Below are 20,167 nucleotides of genomic sequence, written 5' to 3' on the forward strand. Positions count from 1 at the left end.
TTATTTTTTTAAATTTAATAATAAAACTGAACACCGTGACCAGGGGATATTTTGACATTTTCCCCTAAAATTGCAATACTAAGCTGATTTTAACCCAAACCCCATAACCCTTTCATTGAAGGCTGTATGACTCCCAATAATATCACCCCTCCCATGATCCTGGCACCTGCCGGCGATAAAAATGCCTTTTTGGCTGCTATGGCAGCAGGGGCGGATGCCATCTACTGCGGGCTTAAAATTTTTTCCGCCCGCATGGAAGCGGATAATTTTTCCATTGAATCCTTGTCCAGGCTCACCCGCCTTGCCCATTCAAAAAACATAAAGGTCTATATTGCCTTTAATTCCATTCTCAAAGAATCAGAAATGGAAAAAGTATACCGCATTTTGACCAAACTTGTCCGGTATGTGGCGGCGGATGCCCTCATTGTCCAGGATCTGGCCATGGTCGATCTGGCCAGAAAAGCCGGATTTAAAAATTCCCTTCACCTGTCCACCCTTGGCAACTGCACCCATCCGGCAGGTCTTGAATCTGCCCTGAAATCAGGGTTTTCCAGGGTGGTTCTGCCCAGGGAATTCAATATTGATGAGATCAAGGCCATGGCCCAGGCCGCCCCTGAGGATCTGAACCTTGAGGTCTTTATTCACGGGGCCTTATGCTATTCTGTGTCCGGACGATGCTATTGGAGTTCCTGGTTTGGGGGCAAAAGCGCCCTTCGGGGAAGATGTGTCCAGCCCTGCAGGCGAATCTATACCCAGGGCAGTCAAAAAATGAGGCATTTTTCCTGTACGGATTTTGCTGCAGATGTCCTTGTTAAAGTGCTCAAGGAGATCCCCAAAATAACCACATGGAAAATTGAAGGACGGAAAAAAAGCCCCCACTACGTGTATTACACGGTAAAGGCATACAAGCTTTTCCGGGATGATCCCAAGCAAAAAAAACAGGCCCTTTCCTTTCTTGAATATGCCATGGGCAGAGAATTCACCCATTATAATCTTTTATCCCAAAGAAAAATAAATCCCCTGGCCCAGGGAGATGAAACCGGGTCCGGCCTTTTTTTAGGACGGGTAAAAAACCCGGCAGAACCCTATTTTATTACCCGGGAAGAACTATTCTCACAGGATTTGCTGCGCATCGGTTATGAAGAGGATAGATTCCACGACATCCAAAAAGTGACCCGGGCCGTGCCCAAAAAAGGAAAATTTTTCCTGTCTAAAAAAGCCAAAAATCGTGTCAGAAAAGGAACCCCCGTCTTTATCATTGACCGGAGGGGAAAAGAACTGCAAACCCAGATCCAGAGTCTGGAATCAGAACTTGCCTCCTTTGACCCGGTCACGATCAGGCCGGCAAAAGAGGATAAATTGCCTCTGCCCCACCGCCAGGGGGCCTTAAAAAATAAAGGCCCAAAAAACATTCATGAAATGACGGTTTTCAGAGGCGTATCAAAGCCGCCAAAGGACTTTGGGGACAGGGGGATGTGGATATCTGCAAAAGGCTACGGAATCAAGCCTGTGGGAAGGGCCTGGCTGTGGCTGGATCCCCTGGTTTTTCCCGAAGAAGAAATTCTTTGCCGCCGGTATGTGGAAACCGCCATTAAAAAAGGGGCTAAAAACTTTGTTCTCAATGCCCCCTGGCAAATTGAAATGTTCAGGCAACCCAAACCTCTGAATCTCTGGGCAGGCCCTTTTTGTAATATTACCAACTCAGGTGCTGTGGACCGGTTAAAGCGGCTCGGGTTTTCAGGGGCCATTGTCAGCCCGGAGCTGGACAAAGAGACCTTTTTATCCCTGCCCCGGGCGTCATCCCTCCCCCTCGGGGTCGTGACCCGGGCCAACTGGCCTTTGGCCGTGTCCAGGATTGTCTCCCCAAACCTGTCCATCGGCCAGGTCTTTTTCAGTCCCAAGGGAGAAGGGGCCTGGACCTCTAAATCCAACAACACCTATTATACGTTTCCCAACTGGCTTCTCGATTTTTCCAAACAAAAACCAGATCTGGAAAAAGCCGGTTACACTCTCTTTGTAACCTTGAATGAAAATATTCCCAAATCCGTAAAGATAAAACCCCGGCCCGGATTGTGGAACTGGAACTTGAATCTAATATAGACCGATTGGGTCAAAACGGGCATGATTTTCCAAGCCCAGGCCGGGGAATCTTCCTGTCCAATGGTCTTGCCAGAGATCTGTTCTTATGTTATTTATTTGAATTCACCTTGGTTTTTTCAAAAAATTGAACTTTGAAAAAATTGGAACTCGACATTTTTTTTTAATGTATTAAGGATATGCCGATGAATCAGTTAAAAAAGCTCAACGACAGAATTATCAGCCGCGTAAATGTAAATTTAAGCGAGTTTGATTTTGATACGGAAAATTTTGTAAAAAATGCCCTTGACTACGAGAAGATGCTGGATTTTTATGCATTTTACGGAATCACTTCCCACCATCCCATCTATTTCCACTTTAAAAACTCAAATATTGCCGGCAGTTATTTTCTCGGAAAATGCCATGTGGGACGGTCCGCCATCTACAAGAGTGATGTCCGGGGAGATGAATTAAAACGAAAAGGGGATAATATCCGCTGCGCCAAAGACATCCCCCTTGTGGAAGATGAAATGATCACCATCAGGGACAGCCTTTTGTATAAAACCCTGGTGCATTCCAACTCCCACAATCCTGAAAGCCCCGAAGAATTCGGTATTAAAAATACCGTGTCAGCCCACTATGCAAACATTCACGGGTCCACCCTTGAAGGATGCTTTCTAGGTCCTTTTTCCACGGTGGATTTAATGAACCTTCACTCGTGTATTGTGGGTGAATTTTCCTATGTTCAGACCGGCGAACTTTTCCACAGAAAAATTGATCCGGGCACCGTATGGGTCAGAAGTCCCCATTTTGAATTCAAGTATAAGTTTAAAAAAGAAATCCTGGATAATTTTATCGGCATGAACGAATCCTCCCAGCCCAGGGGGATCATCTATGATTTTGTCCAGGAAAGAGAGCAAGATTATGAAAAATTATTTGATGTCATGAACATAGAGCCCATAAATGCTCCTGCATCCTCTGCAGTGAACCGGTATGCCGTTGTCCAGGGAAAAATCAATATCGGTGAAAATGTTTTGGTGGCCCAGAGGGCCTTTTTGGAAAATGCCGTCATGGGAGACGGGTCCAATGCCCAGGAAAATTCATATATCATCAATTCAACCCTGGCCGGCAATGTTGTCACCGCCCATGGGGGAAAAATCATTCTCTCAGAGATCGGCCTCAACACCTTTGTAGGATTTAACTGCTTTTTAAACGGCAAATCAACGGCCCCCATAGAGATCGGTGAAGGATGCATTGTCATGCCCCACACCATCATAGACCCGGACCGGCCCATAAAAATCCCTGCGGATCACCTGGTCTGGGGATATATCGCCTGCGAAGAAGACCTGGCAACCAACACCATTGCCATGGATGATCTTGCCGACACCAGGGATGAACTGAAAATCGGCAGAATGACCTTTACCGGAAAAGGATCGGTCTTTATTGAAGCCTTCCGTAAAAGAATCGACCAGATTCTGCTGCTCAACGGCGCCCTTTTTCAGGACGAAGAGAGCCGGGGCCATGCCCAGGACGATCAGAACATCTCTTTTAATATCATTCAGCCCTACAGGACAGGTGAACTTAAAGGATTATACCCTTCCATAAGAATTAAACCTTAATTTTCACACCAAATTTTTTTAACAAAAAGGCCGTGATCATAAAACCTATGATCACGGCCTTTGGTATTGGATAAACGACCTGAATCATTCCCGGGAACTCATTTGAGTTAAGATCCTCGGTCCGCTAGGTTATTTAAAAAAATCTAAAAATCCGTGGAGATTGGTCAACGGATGGGGGGGACACCCCGGTATGAACAGATCCACCGGTAAAATGGTATCCAGTCCTTGTGTGATCTCATCACTTCCCACAAAGGGCCCGCCGGAGATGGTGCAGGAGCCGACAGCCACAACGACCTTGGGATCGGGCATGGCCTCATAGGTCTGAAGCAAGGCGGTCTTCATGTTTCTTGACACAGGACCGGTCACCACAATACCATCGGCATGGCGGGGAGAGGCCACAAAATTAATGCCGAAACGGGCCAGATCAAAAAACGGGGTGGCCAAAACGTTCAGGTCGGCCTCACATGCGTTGCACCCGGCAGCAGAGACCTGGCGAAGCTGAAGAGATCTGCCGAACAATTTTTTAAAATGCTGTTTGGAATGGGCTGCTAAAGCCGGAAGATCCCCGCCCGTAATCAGGTCCGCTCTCTGGGCAGTGGAAATCTCAAAATCCCCGGTAAACTCGACAAATTCTTTTTTGGAAACCCTTTCACAGGTGCCGCAAAATACGCACTTGCCCATGTCTATGGTTTTTTGGTCCACATTAATCGCATCCTGGGGACAGGCATCCGCACAGGCCTGAATCACTTCAGCAGCGGCATCTTTCCGGACGACTGGCCTTCCCCTGTATCTTGGGAATACAGCGGGTTTTTCCTTGGGATAGCTGCAGGTTCGATACCCCTGTTCATACCTGTTTTTAAGTGTATTGAGCATAAAAACTCTCTTTTATTATGGTCTTAATTTATTTTTAATTTCCAGCTTAAAGGTCAAACCCGCAATATGACAGGTTAAAACTTTTATTGTTCAAGGGAAAATCCGATATACCCGTATCCCTTAAAGACATGGCAAGCCCGTTCCAATTATGGAAAGAGGGATCTTTGACCTTATACCTTAAAATTTTGCCGGTTTCATCGGTGAGAACGGCATGGGAAATCTCGCCCCGCCATCCTTCATTGATGGTCACGGCAAACGAAGACGGATCCAGATCAAACCCTGTCCCTTCAACACATTGGGTTTCAACAGGCTCAAAAATCAGGGCCTCAATAATACTCATGGACTGAAGGATCTCATCATACCTGACCCGGGCACGGTCATAGACATCCCCGTTGGGTTTTTTATTTTCCGGAATATTAATTCTGCCATAGTGTTCTGTGGGAAAACAGCGCCTGGCATCATAGGGGATGCCGCAGGCCCTGCCGGCCGGACCCACAAGTCCGAGTTTTTCTGCATCATGGGTGGAAACTGTCCCGCATTCTTCAAACCGGGCCCTGACCGTTGATGCCCCGAAAAGAAGCTCCATCACATGCTCCACCTGGGGTCTGAGCTCGGCAAGCCGTTCTGTCAGCGTCTGTCTGACCTCATTGTTAAGATCAAATCTCACCCCTCCGGGTCTGACCAGTCCCTTGCCAAACCTGTTTCCGCACAAGAGCAGGGAGAGATTTAAAAAATCCCCCCGAATCCGTCCAAAATAATTGGCCGGGGGCAAAAAGGCCACATCCCCGCTCAAAGCCCCTAGATCACCGATATGATTGGCCAGCCGTTCAAGTTCCAGGGCAATGACCCGGATAATTTTAGCCCCCCGGTCCGGTTCAACCGAGGTCAGGGCCTCAACTGCCTGGGCCATGCAGAGCCCGTGACCGATTGTGGTATCCCCTGCAATATTCTCAGCAAGAATGGGAAGACGCTTGGCCGTGACATTGTTGAGAAGGTTTTCAACCCCCCGGTGCTGGTACCCCAACTGAATTTCCAGGTGAAGTACCCGCTCTCCAATGCAGTTGAACCTGAAATGCCCGGGTTCGATCACTCCGGCATGAACAGGCCCCACAGCCACTTCGTGAATCTCGTCCCCGTCCACCTGGTAATAGGGATAATTGCCCGGAATATCTTGGGTATAGTCATTGCCAAACACATCGTCCCTACCCTGGCTATTGGGATGGTACCTGACCATCTTGAGCCAGGGATGACCTTCGGGCCGTATACCGAACTGCTCGGCAATTTCCCGTTCAAACAGGTGAAAGGGTTCACATTCCTGGGTTAAACACGGGTAAGTTTGAGGGGCATCGCATCCGCCAACCAAAATCTGGGTCTGGGTTCTTAAAACCGTCAGAAACTTAAGTTTGTCCTTTTCCTTGTAGGCAAAAAACTGGACCACCTTGCCCCCCTCTTTCACAATTTTGAGTGCATTTTCACTCAATGCATCAAAGGACAGGTGGGGGATGAGATTTCTGTCAATTTTTTCGCCGTTGGATATGTTCAAAAAAGCAGTTGTCATTTAATTCCTCCGCCAATGGCAGTCACCGCATCAATGATCGTTTGATATAATGTGTCCGGGATAAAAAAACATAATACCAGGGATGTTAATAGCAGTATATATTGTGGCCAGACCAGGCTGGCTTTTTCTTTGATAAGAATTTGTTTATCAGATGCCTGTTCATCGTTTCTGCCGCCCTTAAGATCATTAAATGAAATCTTCATGACCTGATTGGCAAGTCCTGCAAAAATAACGCAAAGGCTTAGGATGAAAATGGTGACCACCACATAGTGGCCTGTTTTAAAAGCACCCACGATAATAAAAAGCTCGCCGATGAAGATACCAAAGGGTGGAAATCCTGAAATGCCGGCAAACCCTGCAAAAAATGCCTTGAATGTTTTGGGCATCAGCCTTGCCATTTCTCCTGTGTTCTTGATCATCCGGTCTCCATATCCTAAAAGGATATTCCCGGAAGACAAAAACAAAGAGGATTTGATCAGGCTGTGGTGGATCATGCAGATCACGGCGCCATAAGCGGCAAGCCCGCCGATACCGGTTCCAAATGCTATGATCCCCATATTTTCAATACTGGAATAGGCCAGCATTCTTTTGTACTCATTCTGCTTAAGAATAAACGTGGCTGCCGCCAATATGGACATGAGCCCGAACACAATGAGAATGGTGCCCGAAAAATCCCCTAGCCCGGCAGCGTACATGATCTTATTGGTCTTGAAAATACCCAAATAGGCGCAGTTTAACAGCACCCCGGATAAAAGGGCCGAGGCAGGGCTGGGAGCCTCGCTATGGGCATCGGGAAGCCAGGTATGCATGGGCGCCAATCCCATTTTGGTACCGTACCCCACCAGGATAAAGACAAACCCCGCCTTGAGCCACATGGGATCAAGCGCTTTGGCCACCTGGGTCAGGGCAGAAAATGAAAGCGCGGATTCCACATTGCCGATATCCATGGAAAGGGTGATTAAAACCGTGCCCAAAAGGGCCATGGCAATCCCCACCGAACAAATGATCACATACTTCCAGGTGGCTTCAAGAGAAGCCGAAGACCTGTGGGTATAAATCAAAGGCGCACTTGCCAGGGTGGTGGCCTCAATGGCGATCCACATCACCATGATATGATCGGACAGGGTGACCATGGTCATGGTGGATAAAAATAAAAGCATGGAGCCTGTAAAAATATTCTCCGATTTCAGGTCGCTCTCTTTAAGATATCCCATGGTGTATATGGATATCAGAAAGAAAAGAAGCGAAATCACCAAAAGGGAGAGCAATCCTTCCGGGGTCACTGCAAAAAAATGATCAAAAACGGGCAGGGATCTGTTTTTCCACAACAGCAAGGAGAGAAACAGATGAATAGCTCCGGTGCCGACCAAAAGCTGGCGCCCGACTGCTCTGGGCAGGAAAAAAGCAAGGACGCCGGTAATAAAAGGGGCTAGAAAAATAATTTCCACCATGAAATAACACCTATTCCTTTAATGTTCTGAGTAGAGCCGTATCAACGTCGTCAAAGGTCTTTTTGATATTTTGAAAAATAATGGCCATGATCATGACACCGGCCAGGACATCCAGTAAAATACCAAACTCAACAATATGGCGGGCCTGAACCGAAAAGGTCGTTCCCACAAGATAAATCCCATTTTCCATCATGATATAACCGATGACCATGGCAATGGCGTTTCTCCTTGCAATCAAAAGAAACATGCCGGTGACCAGCAAAGCGATGGCCGCAGGGATGATCAGCAAAAATTCACTGATATTGGGAATATTGAGCTGGCTGCTGATATAGGTCGCGGCAACGATCAGCCCAAGACCGAAGAGCAACGAGGCCTGGTATCCGATAACAGGCTCCACCTCTCTGTCAATGGCGACTTTCTTGATGGCCAGATAAATACTTGCCGGAATGATGATCCCCCGTATCAACAGGGTCACAAAGGTAAAGATAATCCCGCCGGCAGACATGTCATGACCAATAAAAAAAGGCACAACAGATACCACAATCCCCTGAAAGGCTAAAAGCTTTATGAGTCCCGGAACCCGGCTGGATCCGTATGAAAACAGAACGGACAGCAACACAAGTGATAAAATCGTATCGACCGGATGTATCATTTGATAAACTCCATACTGATAATGGTTGCAAAAAAGGCCAGGGCAAAGGAGGTCAAAACAAATTGGGGCACTTTATCCATTCTGTAGCGGGCAATCACCGACTCGGTTACCCCCACACCAATGTAGACAATAAAAAGCCCGGCAATATAAAGACAGAACCCAAGTCCTGAAATTTCCGAAGAAAAGGGTAAAATCAGCCGTGAGATAAGGGTTGAATAAAAGAACAACTTGCAAAAAGAACCCAGCTCAATAAGCGCAAAATCAGGTCCTGAGTGATCCAGCACTATGCCCTCATGAATCATGGTCAGCTCAAGATGGGTGGCAGGATCATCAACCGGAACCCGGGAATTTTCCGTCAGAAGAATAATAAAAAAGGATATCACGATAAAGAGCAGAGGGGCGCCGGCAGTATTCCACAGCGCCATGGTATTTTCCCCGGCAAAATAGGCGGACAGCTGAAGTTCACCGGTCAGCCGGTAGAAAAATATCAGAATCATGAACATGGCAGCTTCGCAGATAATGGGAAAATACGCCTCCCTTGCCGCGCCCATGCCTTCAAAGGGAGAGGCCGTGTCCATGGCTGCGGCAATGGTGAAAAACCGCCCCAGCCCCATGACGTAAAGGAGAAAAAGGATATCTCCCTTAAACGAAAACACAGGGGCATGGCCTGCAATGGGCAGAAACAATAGCACAACAACAGCCGTGCTCAAGGAAATGATGGGACCCAGCTTAAAAACAAGGGTGGTGCTGTGACTATAAACAGACCCCTTTTTAAACAGCTTGATCAAAGTGTAATAATTGATCAGCAGTGGCGGTCCTTTTTTCCCTCCGAAAAAAGCCTTGATCTTGAGGATAACAGCAGAGAAAAAAGGCGCTGTTAAAATTGCAAGAAACCAGAGAATAACGGATTCAATCATGAAATTTTCTCACTTTTTAATTTATTATATGAAACTCGAGCCAAGGTCTTGCAATCATCAGAGTTTCATTTTCAATTGTGGCCAAAAGCGAATACCATGCTCCTGCCAATTTATGCCCTTTAGGTATGCCGCCTATACAAAAAACAACAATAAAACGATGGCCAGCAAAATATAGCCGATATACAGGTGAATGTCCCCATGCTGAATCCATCGAAGCTTATCAAAAAAGGATAAGACTGGCCGGACGATTGCCCGGTCCATATGGAATTCTGCAATATCGTGTATTCGGCTTTTGTAATATGTTTTTAAGGGAAATCTTCCCTTGATTTCAGGATGATCTTCTTCCAAAGGGGCTGCGGCGCTGAAAAACTCAAGGATGGAACCAGCATAGGAAGATCCGGTATACTGCATTTTTACGGTGGGCTGGGTAAAGCCGCACCCCCAGGTCCCTGATTTTCCGACAACTTTTCCTTTATAGCTCAATGAGCGCAGAATCGCGACAATCAGGATCACGGCAATGAGAAGAACCGCTGCCTGGGTGATATGGCCGGTCATCTGGTAAAAGGGTTCCAAGGGTACACTGCCAAAATCCAGGCCCAGGGCAGAGACTGCGGTCATGGGCAAACGGATCAAAATACAAGGATAAACACCGATAAAAAGGCATCCTGCAGCAAGAACCGCCATGGAAAAAAGCATGCTCCCCCCTTTTTCAGTGACATTCTGGGCTGCTTTTGTTCTTGGTTCTCCTTGAAATACCACGCCCACAACTTTGGTAAAGGTGGCCAGAGCCAATCCCCCGATCACGGCCAGGCCGATAATGGCCACGATGCTCATCACCAAATCGGTTTTTCCCAGAATTACCCCTTTAAATGCGCCCAAATAAATAAAGAACTCACTGACAAACCCGTTAAAGGGCGGCAGCCCGGAAATGGCCAGGGTCCCGATAACAAATGTTGTCCCGGTAATTTTCATATTTTTTAACAACCCGCCAAGGGCATCAATGGATCGGGTTCCGGTCCTATGAAGCACCATGCCCGCCCCCATGAACAACAAGGATTTAAAGATGGAATGATTCAGGATATGAAGAAACCCGCCTGAAAACCCCAGAACCGCCATAAGTGAATTGCCTGTTGAGACCCCGATCATCCCGATGCCCAATCCAATGAAAATAATACCGATATTTTCTACACTGGAATAGGCCAGCAGCCGTTTGAGGTCCTGCTGGCCCAGGGCGTAAACCACCCCGAGAATACCGGATATGACCCCTACAGACAAAACAATATACCCAAAAACCGGGGTGTTGAACCCCAGAAGCGAATATACCTTGAGGATGCCGTATACGCCGGTCTTGATCATTACCCCTGACATGACCGCTGAAATATGGCTGGGCGCTGCCGGATGGGCATGGGGCAGCCAGACATGAAACGGAAAAATACCGGCTTTTGAGCCAAACCCGATAAAAGAAAAAATAAAAACCAGATACTTGGTTGGCTCAGGCAGGGCCCCAAATCCCTCAAACCCAAAATGACCGCTATGCGCGTAAACAAGAGCAAATGCCACAAAAATAAACATGGCCCCCACATGGGAAAAAATAAAGTAAAGATACCCGGCCTTTCGGTTTTCATCGGATTCATAATTATAAATGACCAGAAAAAAAGAAGACAGGGACATGATTTCCCAGGAAATCATAAAGGTTATGATGTTTGCGGATGTTACCACCAGGGCCATGGAAGCAATTAAAATGCTGAAGAAAAAATAATTGCCCGCCACCCGGATCCATGATTTTTCATGGCCCATATAATCATAGCTGTAAATCGTTGCCATGAGTGAGACAACAAAAATGGCACAGAGAAAAAAAGCAGAGAGCCCGTCGATCTGAAAGGCCAGGGAAAAGACTTTTAAAAAAGCAAATGAGGCGGTAAAGCTTCCGCCTGCCATGAGCTTTATCCCGGTATCGATTACCCCGAAAAGACAACCGGCGCTTAATGAGAGAACGGCAACAATTCTCATTAATTTAGCCTGCCGCGCTAACACAAGGGCAGATATACCCCCAAAAAAGACTATCAGTATTGCCATGAAAAATTGACTCATAAATTCCCCAACCTATATTTTATTGTTTTATCTATTCAATTTTTTATCCGGTTTGACGGTTGAGCTTAAAAGGCTTGATGTGCTTTGAATTTTCAGATGGCATTTTTCCAGGTTACCCTCTGGCTGCAACGCCCGTATATGCCTTTATTCTTAAGCTGTTATTCATTATTGTTTGTTATTTTTTCAAGACTTGACTCTGAATACATTTGTACCCTGAAATCCATTTTTCGCCTTGTTTAAAATGATTTCTACTATGATAGGCACCTGATTTTGTCAAGACTTTAAAAAAAACAAACCCATGGGTTTGAAACAAAATTAAGGGAAAAACTAGCTTGGGATAAATCAGAAATAAAGGGGAAAAAAGGGATTAAAACCAGATAATTTCAACCTTGTTGCCCAGAATTAAACCTTTAAAATCAATCGATTGCGGTTTGGTTTTAGGTCCTGGATCTAAAATAGTCCAGGGGGGGCTGTTTTTATTATTAACCAAAGATCACCGGGTTTAAATAGATTTTTTATAGGCTAAGCAAAATTGAAAACACCCGGAGCCATGGGGAGAAGACCGGCAAATGCCCTCACGGATCAATGCAGACAGAAGGAAAAATCCCCCTGTTCTCCCCTGTGGCATAGGGCTGCAGCGTATTAAAAGAAATATTCTGACCATCCTGGGCATGCCCCCTGTTTTTCCCGTTTTGGAAAAAAGCCCCGTTGGCCTTTAAAATTTGATTGATTCGATCTTTGTTGGCTTTAATAAAAGCATGCCCGTTGCCTGAGAAGCTCAATTTACCCAGGATCATTTCTTCTTTGACAGTTTCAAACTCAGACAGGGAAATGGTATGGGCATCAAGGTCCCGGAAAGATCGAATATATCCCCAGACCAGGTGATCGTCCGGAATATCCAGAAAAACCTTGGGGGCAATGATGGTGTGGGGCATGATAATGCACCCCTTTCCGATTTGCACCCGGGCTGTTTTTTTCCCATGCACAAAGGCATTAAATCCCACAAAGGTTTTAAATCCCACCTGGGCGTGAACGATTTTTGCGCCATGGGCAGTCACGTTCATTCCTTCAAGATGGGCGTCAACCACATAGGCATTTTCCTGTACATTGGACCCGCACCCGAGCCTGGCATTGTCCAGAAAAGCCCGCTGGGCCACCAGCACATTTTCACCAATGATCGTTTTCCCCTTGATCACAGCATACCTGTTGACCGCAGAACTTTCGGGAAAATCCAAGGGCTTAAGTGAAACCACATCAAAAAGGCGTTCGTATTCTTTTTCCCTTTGTTTAACAAAGTCAAAAATTATTCCACAAGGCTGGTACTCAGCATCGACCTGAACATACCGGCTCAATATCTCTTTGGCAAATCTATATTTAAACTCAAATTCAGGGTGTTTTACCCAGACGGTGCCCGCACCAATTTTCCGGTGAAACAACTCACCGGCCTGCACATAGGAAAAGGGCCCGATAATAGAGGCATGGAGATTCATAAGATCCACGGTGGCAAAAGGATATAAAAAACATCCCACCAGTGTGGATCCGTGGATATTGGAATAATGGGCTGCAATTGTATTTCGAATTGAAAATTCTTCAGGGGACTCAGGGTTGTGGGAATGGGAGTGAACCAGGGTTTTATACAGCAGGCTGTCCCTTATGGTGATCATCTCGTCATCGAGCAGGGGGATATTTTTCACACAGTCAATGGGATCTCCCTTTTTCTTGAGTTCATCTCCCCGGATGTCGCTTTTATAGATGGTTGAGCGGCTCACATGGCATTTGCCTAAAAAATAACTGCCGGCAATATTGGAATGCTTAAAATCAAACGAAATGGGATGGTGGGCGGTTATCCCGTAAAAGGCATAAAACCGCATCATTTTTTCATCATCAATGGCAGCCGAAACAAAGGCGTTTGAATCAAAACTTAACCCGTTCAGATTCGTGTTCAACCGGCTTATCACCCGGTCATTTAGTTGTTTGAGTTTACTCATGGTTTATTCTTATACCTATATTCTTCCCCAAAAGGCCCAATACATCTGTCGGCAAAGTCATTTTAACAAACCTAACGATAACGTAATTAAATTTTATCACAACGAACATTCATTGTCGCCAATAAAAAGCTCATACCTGCTGGATAATACAGCTAAGCACCTGCAAAATCAACACAGGAGGTCAACCATACCGGAAAATTTAAATTCGGTCAACACGAATCCAAATAAAAAATAATTCGTATTGATCGAATCGTTTTCGCAGCGATTCGTATTCAGGCGACAACCCATTCGGGTCAAAAAAAGACGCTTCTTTGGGGAAAAAATTATTTTTGATGAAAAAAGGCTTTTTCCCGGGTGGCCTTGTAAATAGCAACAAGGGCAGGATGTTTGATCACCCGTTCCACAGACAGGGCATAAAATTTTTCCAGGACCTGGTTTGATCTTCCAAGAACCTCGACCTGGTATTGCTGCTGAATCTCTTTTTCAATCACCTGGGGACCTGCAAACACGCCGTCCCCGGCCTGACCAAAGACCTTGAGCAGGGCAGAATCATCAAATTCTCCGATAATATGGGGCATAATGTCCAAGGTATCAAACCATCGGTCCAATCTCCCCCGCAATGCACTTTTCCCCATGGGAACCAGAATGGGCGCCCTGTCAAGGGAGTAGGGGAAATTTTTGCTCAGCCGGGAAGCCAAATTTTTCCGGGCAAAAAAACTGATACCGCACTCAAAGAGAAGGTGACTATAGGCTTTTACACTCAGCCCCGGTCTCATGGGCACATCCGAAAGCACCACATCAAGGTTGTGAACGGCAAGCTCCGACAACAGGGTTTCCAACTTGCCTTCCTGGCAGACAAGATGAAGATGATCATCCATTTCCATGGCCGGCAAAAGAAATTTCCGGGTCAAAAGTTTTGGCACCACATCCATGACCCCCACCCGTAACGACAGGGGGGATTCATTGGGCATGCTGTGGATGGCATTCATCATCTCCTGACCAATGGTAAATATTTTGTCTGCATAGCTAAAGACCATATGGCCAAGGTCTGTGGGTTCAAGATTCCGCCCTACCCGGTTAAAGAGCTTGCCCCCCAGGGTTTTTTCAAAGGAGCTCAATTGGGCGCTGATGGTGGACTGAGCAAGTTCCAGTCGGTTGGAAGCCGCCCTGATACTGCCCGTATTCATGACAACCCAAAAAAAATAAAGATGATGATAATTAAGCATCTCCATGAACAAAACTCCCATATCCAATCAAAGGGTTAATCCCAAATTCGCAGATCTGTCCTCGGTCCCCATACCATATTTCAGCCCCCCTGTTTTTTTAACAAATCACAGGTTATAGCCTGAAAATAACCGGGCGACCGTCAATATCAATATCAATTCCCACAGAATCGCCTGTTTTAAATCCAAGGCGGGAAAAATCCTTGACCATCTCGTCATGGCGTTCCACTTTCCAGTAAACAGACCAGAGCGGATTTCTCACCGTATCAATCCCATAGGCATCATGGCTGCACAAATTTATCCGAAACTTATGCTTGGCAATCAGGGTATCTGCTTCACCCAGAAAAATATCAATTTTGTACAAATTGTTGTGCAAGGCTCGGGACACTTTTTTTTGCAAGTCTGGAAATTCATCCAGATAATGGTTGGCCACCTGAAACAATTCCCCTGAATCCTGGATGGAAAACCCAAGAACGGCAAATCGTTGATGCCTTAAGGCAAAGGCTTCCAATTCTTTTTCATAGGCCTGAATGCATGAGATCACATCAGAAAGATCAAGACTTGTGGGATCTGTTTTATGAACAAGCTCTTCGCACCGGCTGATAATATTAATGTAAAACGCCTTGTTGTTCATCACATAGACAGGGCGCTCTCTGTAGCTTCTGCGTTTTCGAATCCGCCTGATGCCGTCAAGCTTGATGGACCGTTCGCTTTCTTTTTCCTCAAGGGTCTCTATGTTTGAAATATCTTTGGCCTGGACCACATAGATATCCCCCTGGTTGGACACGATATATTCAATTTCACACCTGAATCCCAAGGTTTTTTGAATCTCTTTTGACAATTGCATCAGTCGGCGGTCATGGGGGGTTTTAGTAATATGGGGTTCGTTTTGAACTTTATGGGACCTGTTTCTGCAATAGCCAAACTCCCACTCATCTCCAATCATCTTGGCCATAACACTTGCACCGGTCACAAAGGGCATGACAATCACCCCCATTTCATCCATATCAATCTGGGGTGCATGGTTAAAGACCTGCTGCCGCTTGATTGACAGGCGTTTGGATGTCCTGGCAATTTTTATCACCTTGTTCCTGGCATATTCGATTCCCTTGATGTCGGCATAGGTTTCAAGGGAGTCAAATGTACCGCCCTTGTATTCGGATTCCAAGGGATGGGCGCTTCTGGCTATTACTTTATAACTTTCACGGTGGATCTCTAAAAAGGCTTCAAGCGCTTTAAAATTCCCAGTATTGAACTGGTCTGCAGTCACATAAATAAAGTCAGGCACCATGAACCCTTTTTCTCTCAGTTTTTCCAGCAATCTTGCCTTTTCAGGTAGTCCGTCTGTCATGTTTGGCCTTGACTTTTTAGGTGAATTTTCATACTTGTTAAAAACCCGACCGATCATTCGGTTGGAGTAACCTTATATTTAGGTAACATATGTCCAAACGAAATGCAATACTTGCCGCTGCCACCCGGTCCTTCTCAAGAAACGGATACAAGGAGACCTCCATGTCCGACCTTTCCCGGATGACAGGGGCAGCCGGCGGCACCATCTTCCACCATTTTAAAAATAAAGAAGATCTCTTTTTGAACATACTCAAAGATGTTCAGGATACAATCCTGGGCGCCTTTGCCCGGCACAAGGAGACCATGAAATACGATACCGGCCTTGACATGGTGGAAGGGGTGATTGCCTTTTATCTCCACCTGGCCGGAGAGATGGAAGATCAATTTTTAATGCTCCACCGGCACTATCCCTATCAAATGGCGGAAACCAATGCCCTTTGCCGCTCTTACCTTGAATCGGTTCACAATTGTCTTTTGGATATTTTTGAACAAGCCATTTTTGTGGGCGTAAAAGACGGGACGGTCAACACAGCCGCCCCTCGAAACACGGCAATGATCATATTTGCCCTGGTGGACGGTGTTGCCCGGTTCAACACCTACAATCTCTATCACGGCGCCTCACTATATCAAGATCTTATTTTATCCTGCCGGAAAATACTCAACCCATGAAAACCTATAGGGCCAAGGAAATACAATGTCTATTATAACCCTGTTCAGCGGCGTGTTCTGCAATGAAACTGCCGTGGCTCAAGATATTATGGAAAGTACGGGATACAGACTGATCACAGACGAGATGGTCACGGCCCGGGCACAAACCTTATCCGGTATGGACAAAGATAAAATCAAACGGGCCTTTACCGCAAGGACCTCTGTTTTCAATCCATTTACCCATGAAAAAGAACAGGCCATAGCATACCTGAAACTGGCCCTGGCAAACATGCTGAAAAACAAATGCATTGTCACAGGGTACAGCGGACTGTTGCTTCCCCAAACCATCACCCATGTCCTCAGGGTCTGCCTTATCGCCAAAACCGAATTCAGGCTCAGCATTGCACAAACCCAAAACGGTGTTTCAAAAGAGGCAGCCTGCGATTGTATTCTTGCAGAAGACCTTGACCGCACGGCCTGGACCACCACCTTATTTTCCCAAAAAGATCCCTGGGCACCTTCACTATACGACATGGTCCTGCCCATGGGAAAAACCGTTCCTCCCAAGGCGGCGGCCCTGATCGAAGAAAATCTTTTAAAAAAGGTGGTCAGGCAGACCCAGGATTCAAAATCCGCAATGGATGATTTTCTGCTGGCGGCCCAGACAGAGGTGAATCTTGTAAATGCAGGTCACAATGTCGGCGTGGATGCCCACAACGGGATCGTTGAATTGACCATCAATAAAAAAGTACTCATGCTCAGCCGTCTGGAACAAGAACTCAAAAGCATTGCCGGAACAATCCCCGGGGTCGAATCGGTTCACACCCATGTCAGAGAGTCTGACCTTTTAAATGCGGTGTATCAAAAACGGCCAATGGATATTCCCCCAAAAGTATTGCTGGTGGATGATGAAAGGGATTTTGTCCAGACCCTTTCAGAACGGCTCCAGATCAGGGACATCGGTTCGGCCGTTGCCTATGATGGAGAATCCGCACTTGATCTTGTCCATAACGATGATCCGGAGGTGATGATCATTGATTTAAAAATGCCGGGCATAGACGGAATGCAAGTATTAGAGCAGGTCAAACTCAACCGCCCTGAAATAGAGGTCATTGTATTAACCGGCCACGGTTCTGAACAGGACAGGGAAAAATGCATGAACATGGGGGCCTTTGCCTATATGCAAAAACCTGTTGATATCAATCAATTAAGCACGACCCTGAACCAGGCCCATGAAAAAATAAAAAGGGCAAGCGCCGTTTAAGGGCGCAAATCTGCCATGGTTCAATTTAAAAAATTCAAACCAGCGTTCTGGGACTATCAGGACCCCCAGGCAGGTCCCCAGGGACAGGCCCGGTTCGATTTCAGAAAAAAATGGAAACTGCTGGTTATATTCACCGCTTTTATGGCGCTTTTACCCCTCTTTGTCATGACCTTCATGGATTTTCGTCTCACCCGGAGGATCATTGAACAAGAGCTGAAAACCAGCATGGTGAAAACCACAGTCTCGGCCGCTAATCTGGTTTCTTTTTCCATTGACCGTGAAAAAGCCATCATGGAAAACCTGGCCTCCCAGACCAGCCGTGACATGCTTTTAAGCCCCGGCAGACTGGAGGCGGTCTATGACCATCTGTCCATTTACTCAGAAGGCATCGTTCATATCTATTTGGTCTCTTTAAAGGGAGAACTCCTTGCCCAGGAAGGCCGATTGCCCTCCCCCTTGTCAGACTTCGATCAATTGCCCGGGGCCCTTGATTTTCAAAAAACAAACACTTATTTCCAGGAAACCTATGAACCGCCTTATATAAAAATATCCCTGATAGCCCAGGACCAAGGATATATTTTACAATTTATCTTGAATATGGACCTTTTGTTCGACCCGACCCAGTTTATCGATTCAAAGAACGGCCAGGATATGTTTCTTATCGACAATCAAAATAGGGTGCTGACCCCGTCAGTATATTTGGAAAAAACAAAAAAATCCCCCTTGTTTGACAAGGTTATATTTCCAGATCATCAGGGATTTGTCCAATTGGCGCCTTTAAAAAACACCCCTGTCATTACCGCCTATACTAAAATTAAAAACACCTCCCTGACCTGTGTTCTGATTCAAAGTCAAACAGGGGTGACAAATCTCTGGTTTGGACCCCGGCTCAAACTTGCGGGCTATCTTGGAATCAGCATTCTTGTCATTCTCCTGTCCATCATGGGAACGGCCACCTACCTGATCAAGCGGATCCAGATTGCCGACAAACGAAGACTGCAGGCCCTTCACCATGCAGAATACGCAAACAGGCTGGCCTCCATTGGGCGGCTGGCCTCAGGCGTGGCACATGAAATCAACAACCCCCTGGCCATTGTCAACCAGAAAACCGGGCTGATCATGGATTTGTTCTCCCTCAATGAAAAGGGTTGTCCAGAGAGCCGGTTGATTCCCCTGGCCAAAGATATTCAGGATGCGGTAACCCGGTGCAGTTCCATCACCCGGCGACTGCTTGACTTTGCCCGGCACATGGAACCGAGCATCGAACCCATCAATTTAGAAAGGGTCCTGAACCAGGTATTGGCATTCCTGAAAAAAGAGGCAGAACGAAGAGAAATTACCATTGAAATCGTTCATAAAGATCAGGTGCCGGAATTTGAATGTGACAAGGGCAGTCTCCAGCAAATTTTTTTAAATCTTGTTGAAAATGCATTCAGCGCAATGGAAGACGGGGGAAAATTAAAAATCAAAATCTGTTCAAAACATCAGTCAACGGTCATTCTGGAATTTTCAGATAACGGCTGCGGCATTGCCCAGGAGGATCTTGCCAAAATATTTGAACCCTTTTATTCGTCAAAAAATGATTCCTGGGGCAGAGGATTAGGCCTTGCCACCACCTATGGTCTTGCCAAGGAACTGGGCGGTGATATCAGGGTAAAAAGCCGTGAGAACAAGGGGACAAAATTTATACTGACCCTGCCTCTGACCCAGGACGTCCCCCTGCAACCCAATTCAGATACACCTTCAAAAACAAACCCAGAAACGAGGCAATAGATGGCCCCAGATAAAAATATCGAAACCGGCATCACCTTTTTGGGACAAATTTTGGCATCCGCCACCCATGAGATAAAAAACCACCTGGCCATTATCAATGAAAATGCAGGACTTCTCGGTGATCTTTCACTCATGGACCCCATGGCTTTGGCCCCGGACCGGACAAATGGGATATCCCTGAAAATAGCTGAACAGGTCAGGCATGCAGACCTGGTATTAAAACGGATGAACGAGTTTTCCCACAGTGTTGATCTTTGTGACCAGCCTGTAGATCTTGAACAAACCGCCGCCTTTGTTATAAAATTTGGATCCCGGCTGATCAAAATGGCGGGTATTGAAATAAAGCTCATGCCTGCGCCCTCCCCTTTGATGGTATCCACCCATTTGTTTTTTCTTGAATACCTGATCTGGCAGCCCATCAACGCCTGTATTGATAATCCAAAAAAAATAAAGCAGCTAGGTATATCCTTTGAAAGCAGCAGTTCAGGGGCATTGATCTGGTTTTCTGCCAAAAATGAAAACCGCCTGCTTAACCCCTTTGATACCCCGAAGAACAAGGCGTTGCTGGAACATCTTGGTATCTGCCCGCAAATAAAAAATAACAACCGGGATTTAGGGCTGTTATGGCCCTGTCCTGACGAATAATTTAGGCCAGCCGAAAAGGTCAAAACCCAATAGTTACAA

15 protein-coding genes are annotated in these 20,167 nt (G+C 46.2%); 6 read left to right on the forward strand and 9 right to left on the reverse strand.

From position 1 onward, the window contains the following. The first annotated feature begins 126 nt into the window (after positions 1–126). Both HUN05_17805 and HUN05_17810 read left to right on the forward strand, forming a co-directional pair. Positions 127–2,100 carry a U32 family peptidase gene (locus HUN05_17805; GenBank protein ID WDP86745.1) on the forward strand — a complete coding sequence of 658 codons (1,974 nt, stop codon included), beginning with the start codon at positions 127–129 and terminating at the stop codon, positions 2,098–2,100. Positions 2,101–2,282: 182 nt separating this feature from the next. Then, positions 2,283–3,695: a transferase gene (locus HUN05_17810; protein WDP86746.1), complete on the forward strand. Its 1,413-nt coding sequence runs from the start codon at positions 2,283–2,285 to the stop codon at positions 3,693–3,695. A 129-nt stretch (positions 3,696–3,824) separates the two neighbouring features. Here HUN05_17810 and nuoB read toward each other — a convergent pair whose 3' ends face one another. The 9 genes from nuoB to HUN05_17855 form a co-directional block, all read right to left on the reverse strand. Continuing rightward, positions 3,825–4,568, reverse strand: coding sequence for an NADH-quinone oxidoreductase subunit NuoB (nuoB, locus tag HUN05_17815; protein WDP86747.1), 744 nt, complete (start codon positions 4,566–4,568; stop codon positions 3,825–3,827). A 46-nt stretch (positions 4,569–4,614) separates the two neighbouring features. After that, a complete protein-coding gene (locus tag HUN05_17820; GenBank protein WDP86748.1) occupies positions 4,615–6,126 on the reverse strand; it encodes a hydrogenase in 1,512 nt (503 codons plus the stop codon). Then, positions 6,123–7,577: a hydrogenase gene (locus HUN05_17825; protein WDP86749.1), complete on the reverse strand. Its 1,455-nt coding sequence runs from the start codon at positions 7,575–7,577 to the stop codon at positions 6,123–6,125. Before HUN05_17825 ends, HUN05_17820 begins: the two co-directional genes overlap by 4 nt. Before the next feature lie 10 nt (positions 7,578–7,587). Further along, a complete protein-coding gene (locus tag HUN05_17830) occupies positions 7,588–8,229 on the reverse strand; it encodes an NADH-quinone oxidoreductase subunit K (protein ID WDP86750.1) in 642 nt (213 codons plus the stop codon). Continuing rightward, positions 8,226–9,146 (reverse strand): NADH-quinone oxidoreductase subunit H, encoded by a 921-nt coding sequence (locus tag HUN05_17835; GenBank protein ID WDP86751.1) that lies wholly within the window; start codon positions 9,144–9,146, stop codon positions 8,226–8,228. Before HUN05_17835 ends, HUN05_17830 begins: the two co-directional genes overlap by 4 nt. A 132-nt stretch (positions 9,147–9,278) precedes the next feature. After that, positions 9,279–11,237: a hydrogenase gene (locus tag HUN05_17840; GenBank protein WDP86752.1), complete on the reverse strand. Its 1,959-nt coding sequence runs from the start codon at positions 11,235–11,237 to the stop codon at positions 9,279–9,281. A 575-nt stretch (positions 11,238–11,812) separates the two neighbouring features. Then, the gene (locus tag HUN05_17845; protein WDP86753.1) at positions 11,813–13,225 is read right to left on the reverse strand and encodes a transferase; all 1,413 of its coding nucleotides are present in this window, start codon (positions 13,223–13,225) and stop codon (positions 11,813–11,815) included. A 323-nt stretch (positions 13,226–13,548) separates the two neighbouring features. Beyond that, positions 13,549–14,457, reverse strand: a complete 909-nt coding sequence (gene nhaR, locus HUN05_17850) for a transcriptional activator NhaR (protein ID WDP86754.1) — start codon at positions 14,455–14,457, stop codon at positions 13,549–13,551. Between the two features lie 106 nt (positions 14,458–14,563). Beyond that, a complete protein-coding gene (locus HUN05_17855; GenBank protein ID WDP86755.1) occupies positions 14,564–15,799 on the reverse strand; it encodes a hypothetical protein in 1,236 nt (411 codons plus the stop codon). A gap of 89 nt (positions 15,800–15,888) precedes the next feature. Here HUN05_17855 and HUN05_17860 point away from each other — a divergent pair, with 89 nt between their 5' ends. The 4 genes from HUN05_17860 to HUN05_17875 are packed head-to-tail and all read left to right on the forward strand — an operon-like array spanning position 15,889 to position 20,128. Further along, the gene (locus HUN05_17860) at positions 15,889–16,467 is read left to right on the forward strand and encodes a TetR/AcrR family transcriptional regulator (GenBank protein WDP86756.1); all 579 of its coding nucleotides are present in this window, start codon (positions 15,889–15,891) and stop codon (positions 16,465–16,467) included. Between the two features lie 25 nt (positions 16,468–16,492). Further along, on the forward strand, positions 16,493–17,710 hold the full coding sequence (locus tag HUN05_17865; protein WDP86757.1) for a response regulator: 1,218 nt from the start codon (positions 16,493–16,495) through the stop codon (positions 17,708–17,710). A 15-nt stretch (positions 17,711–17,725) separates the two neighbouring features. Next, a complete protein-coding gene (locus tag HUN05_17870; GenBank protein WDP86758.1) occupies positions 17,726–19,483 on the forward strand; it encodes a sensor histidine kinase in 1,758 nt (585 codons plus the stop codon). Then, positions 19,484–20,128, forward strand: coding sequence for a hypothetical protein (locus HUN05_17875; GenBank protein ID WDP86759.1), 645 nt, complete (start codon positions 19,484–19,486; stop codon positions 20,126–20,128). The last annotated feature ends 39 nt before the right edge of the window (positions 20,129–20,167 follow it).

The sequence above is a fragment of the Desulfobacter sp. genome (assembly GCA_028768545.1).
Classification (GTDB): domain Bacteria; phylum Desulfobacterota; class Desulfobacteria; order Desulfobacterales; family Desulfobacteraceae; genus Desulfobacter.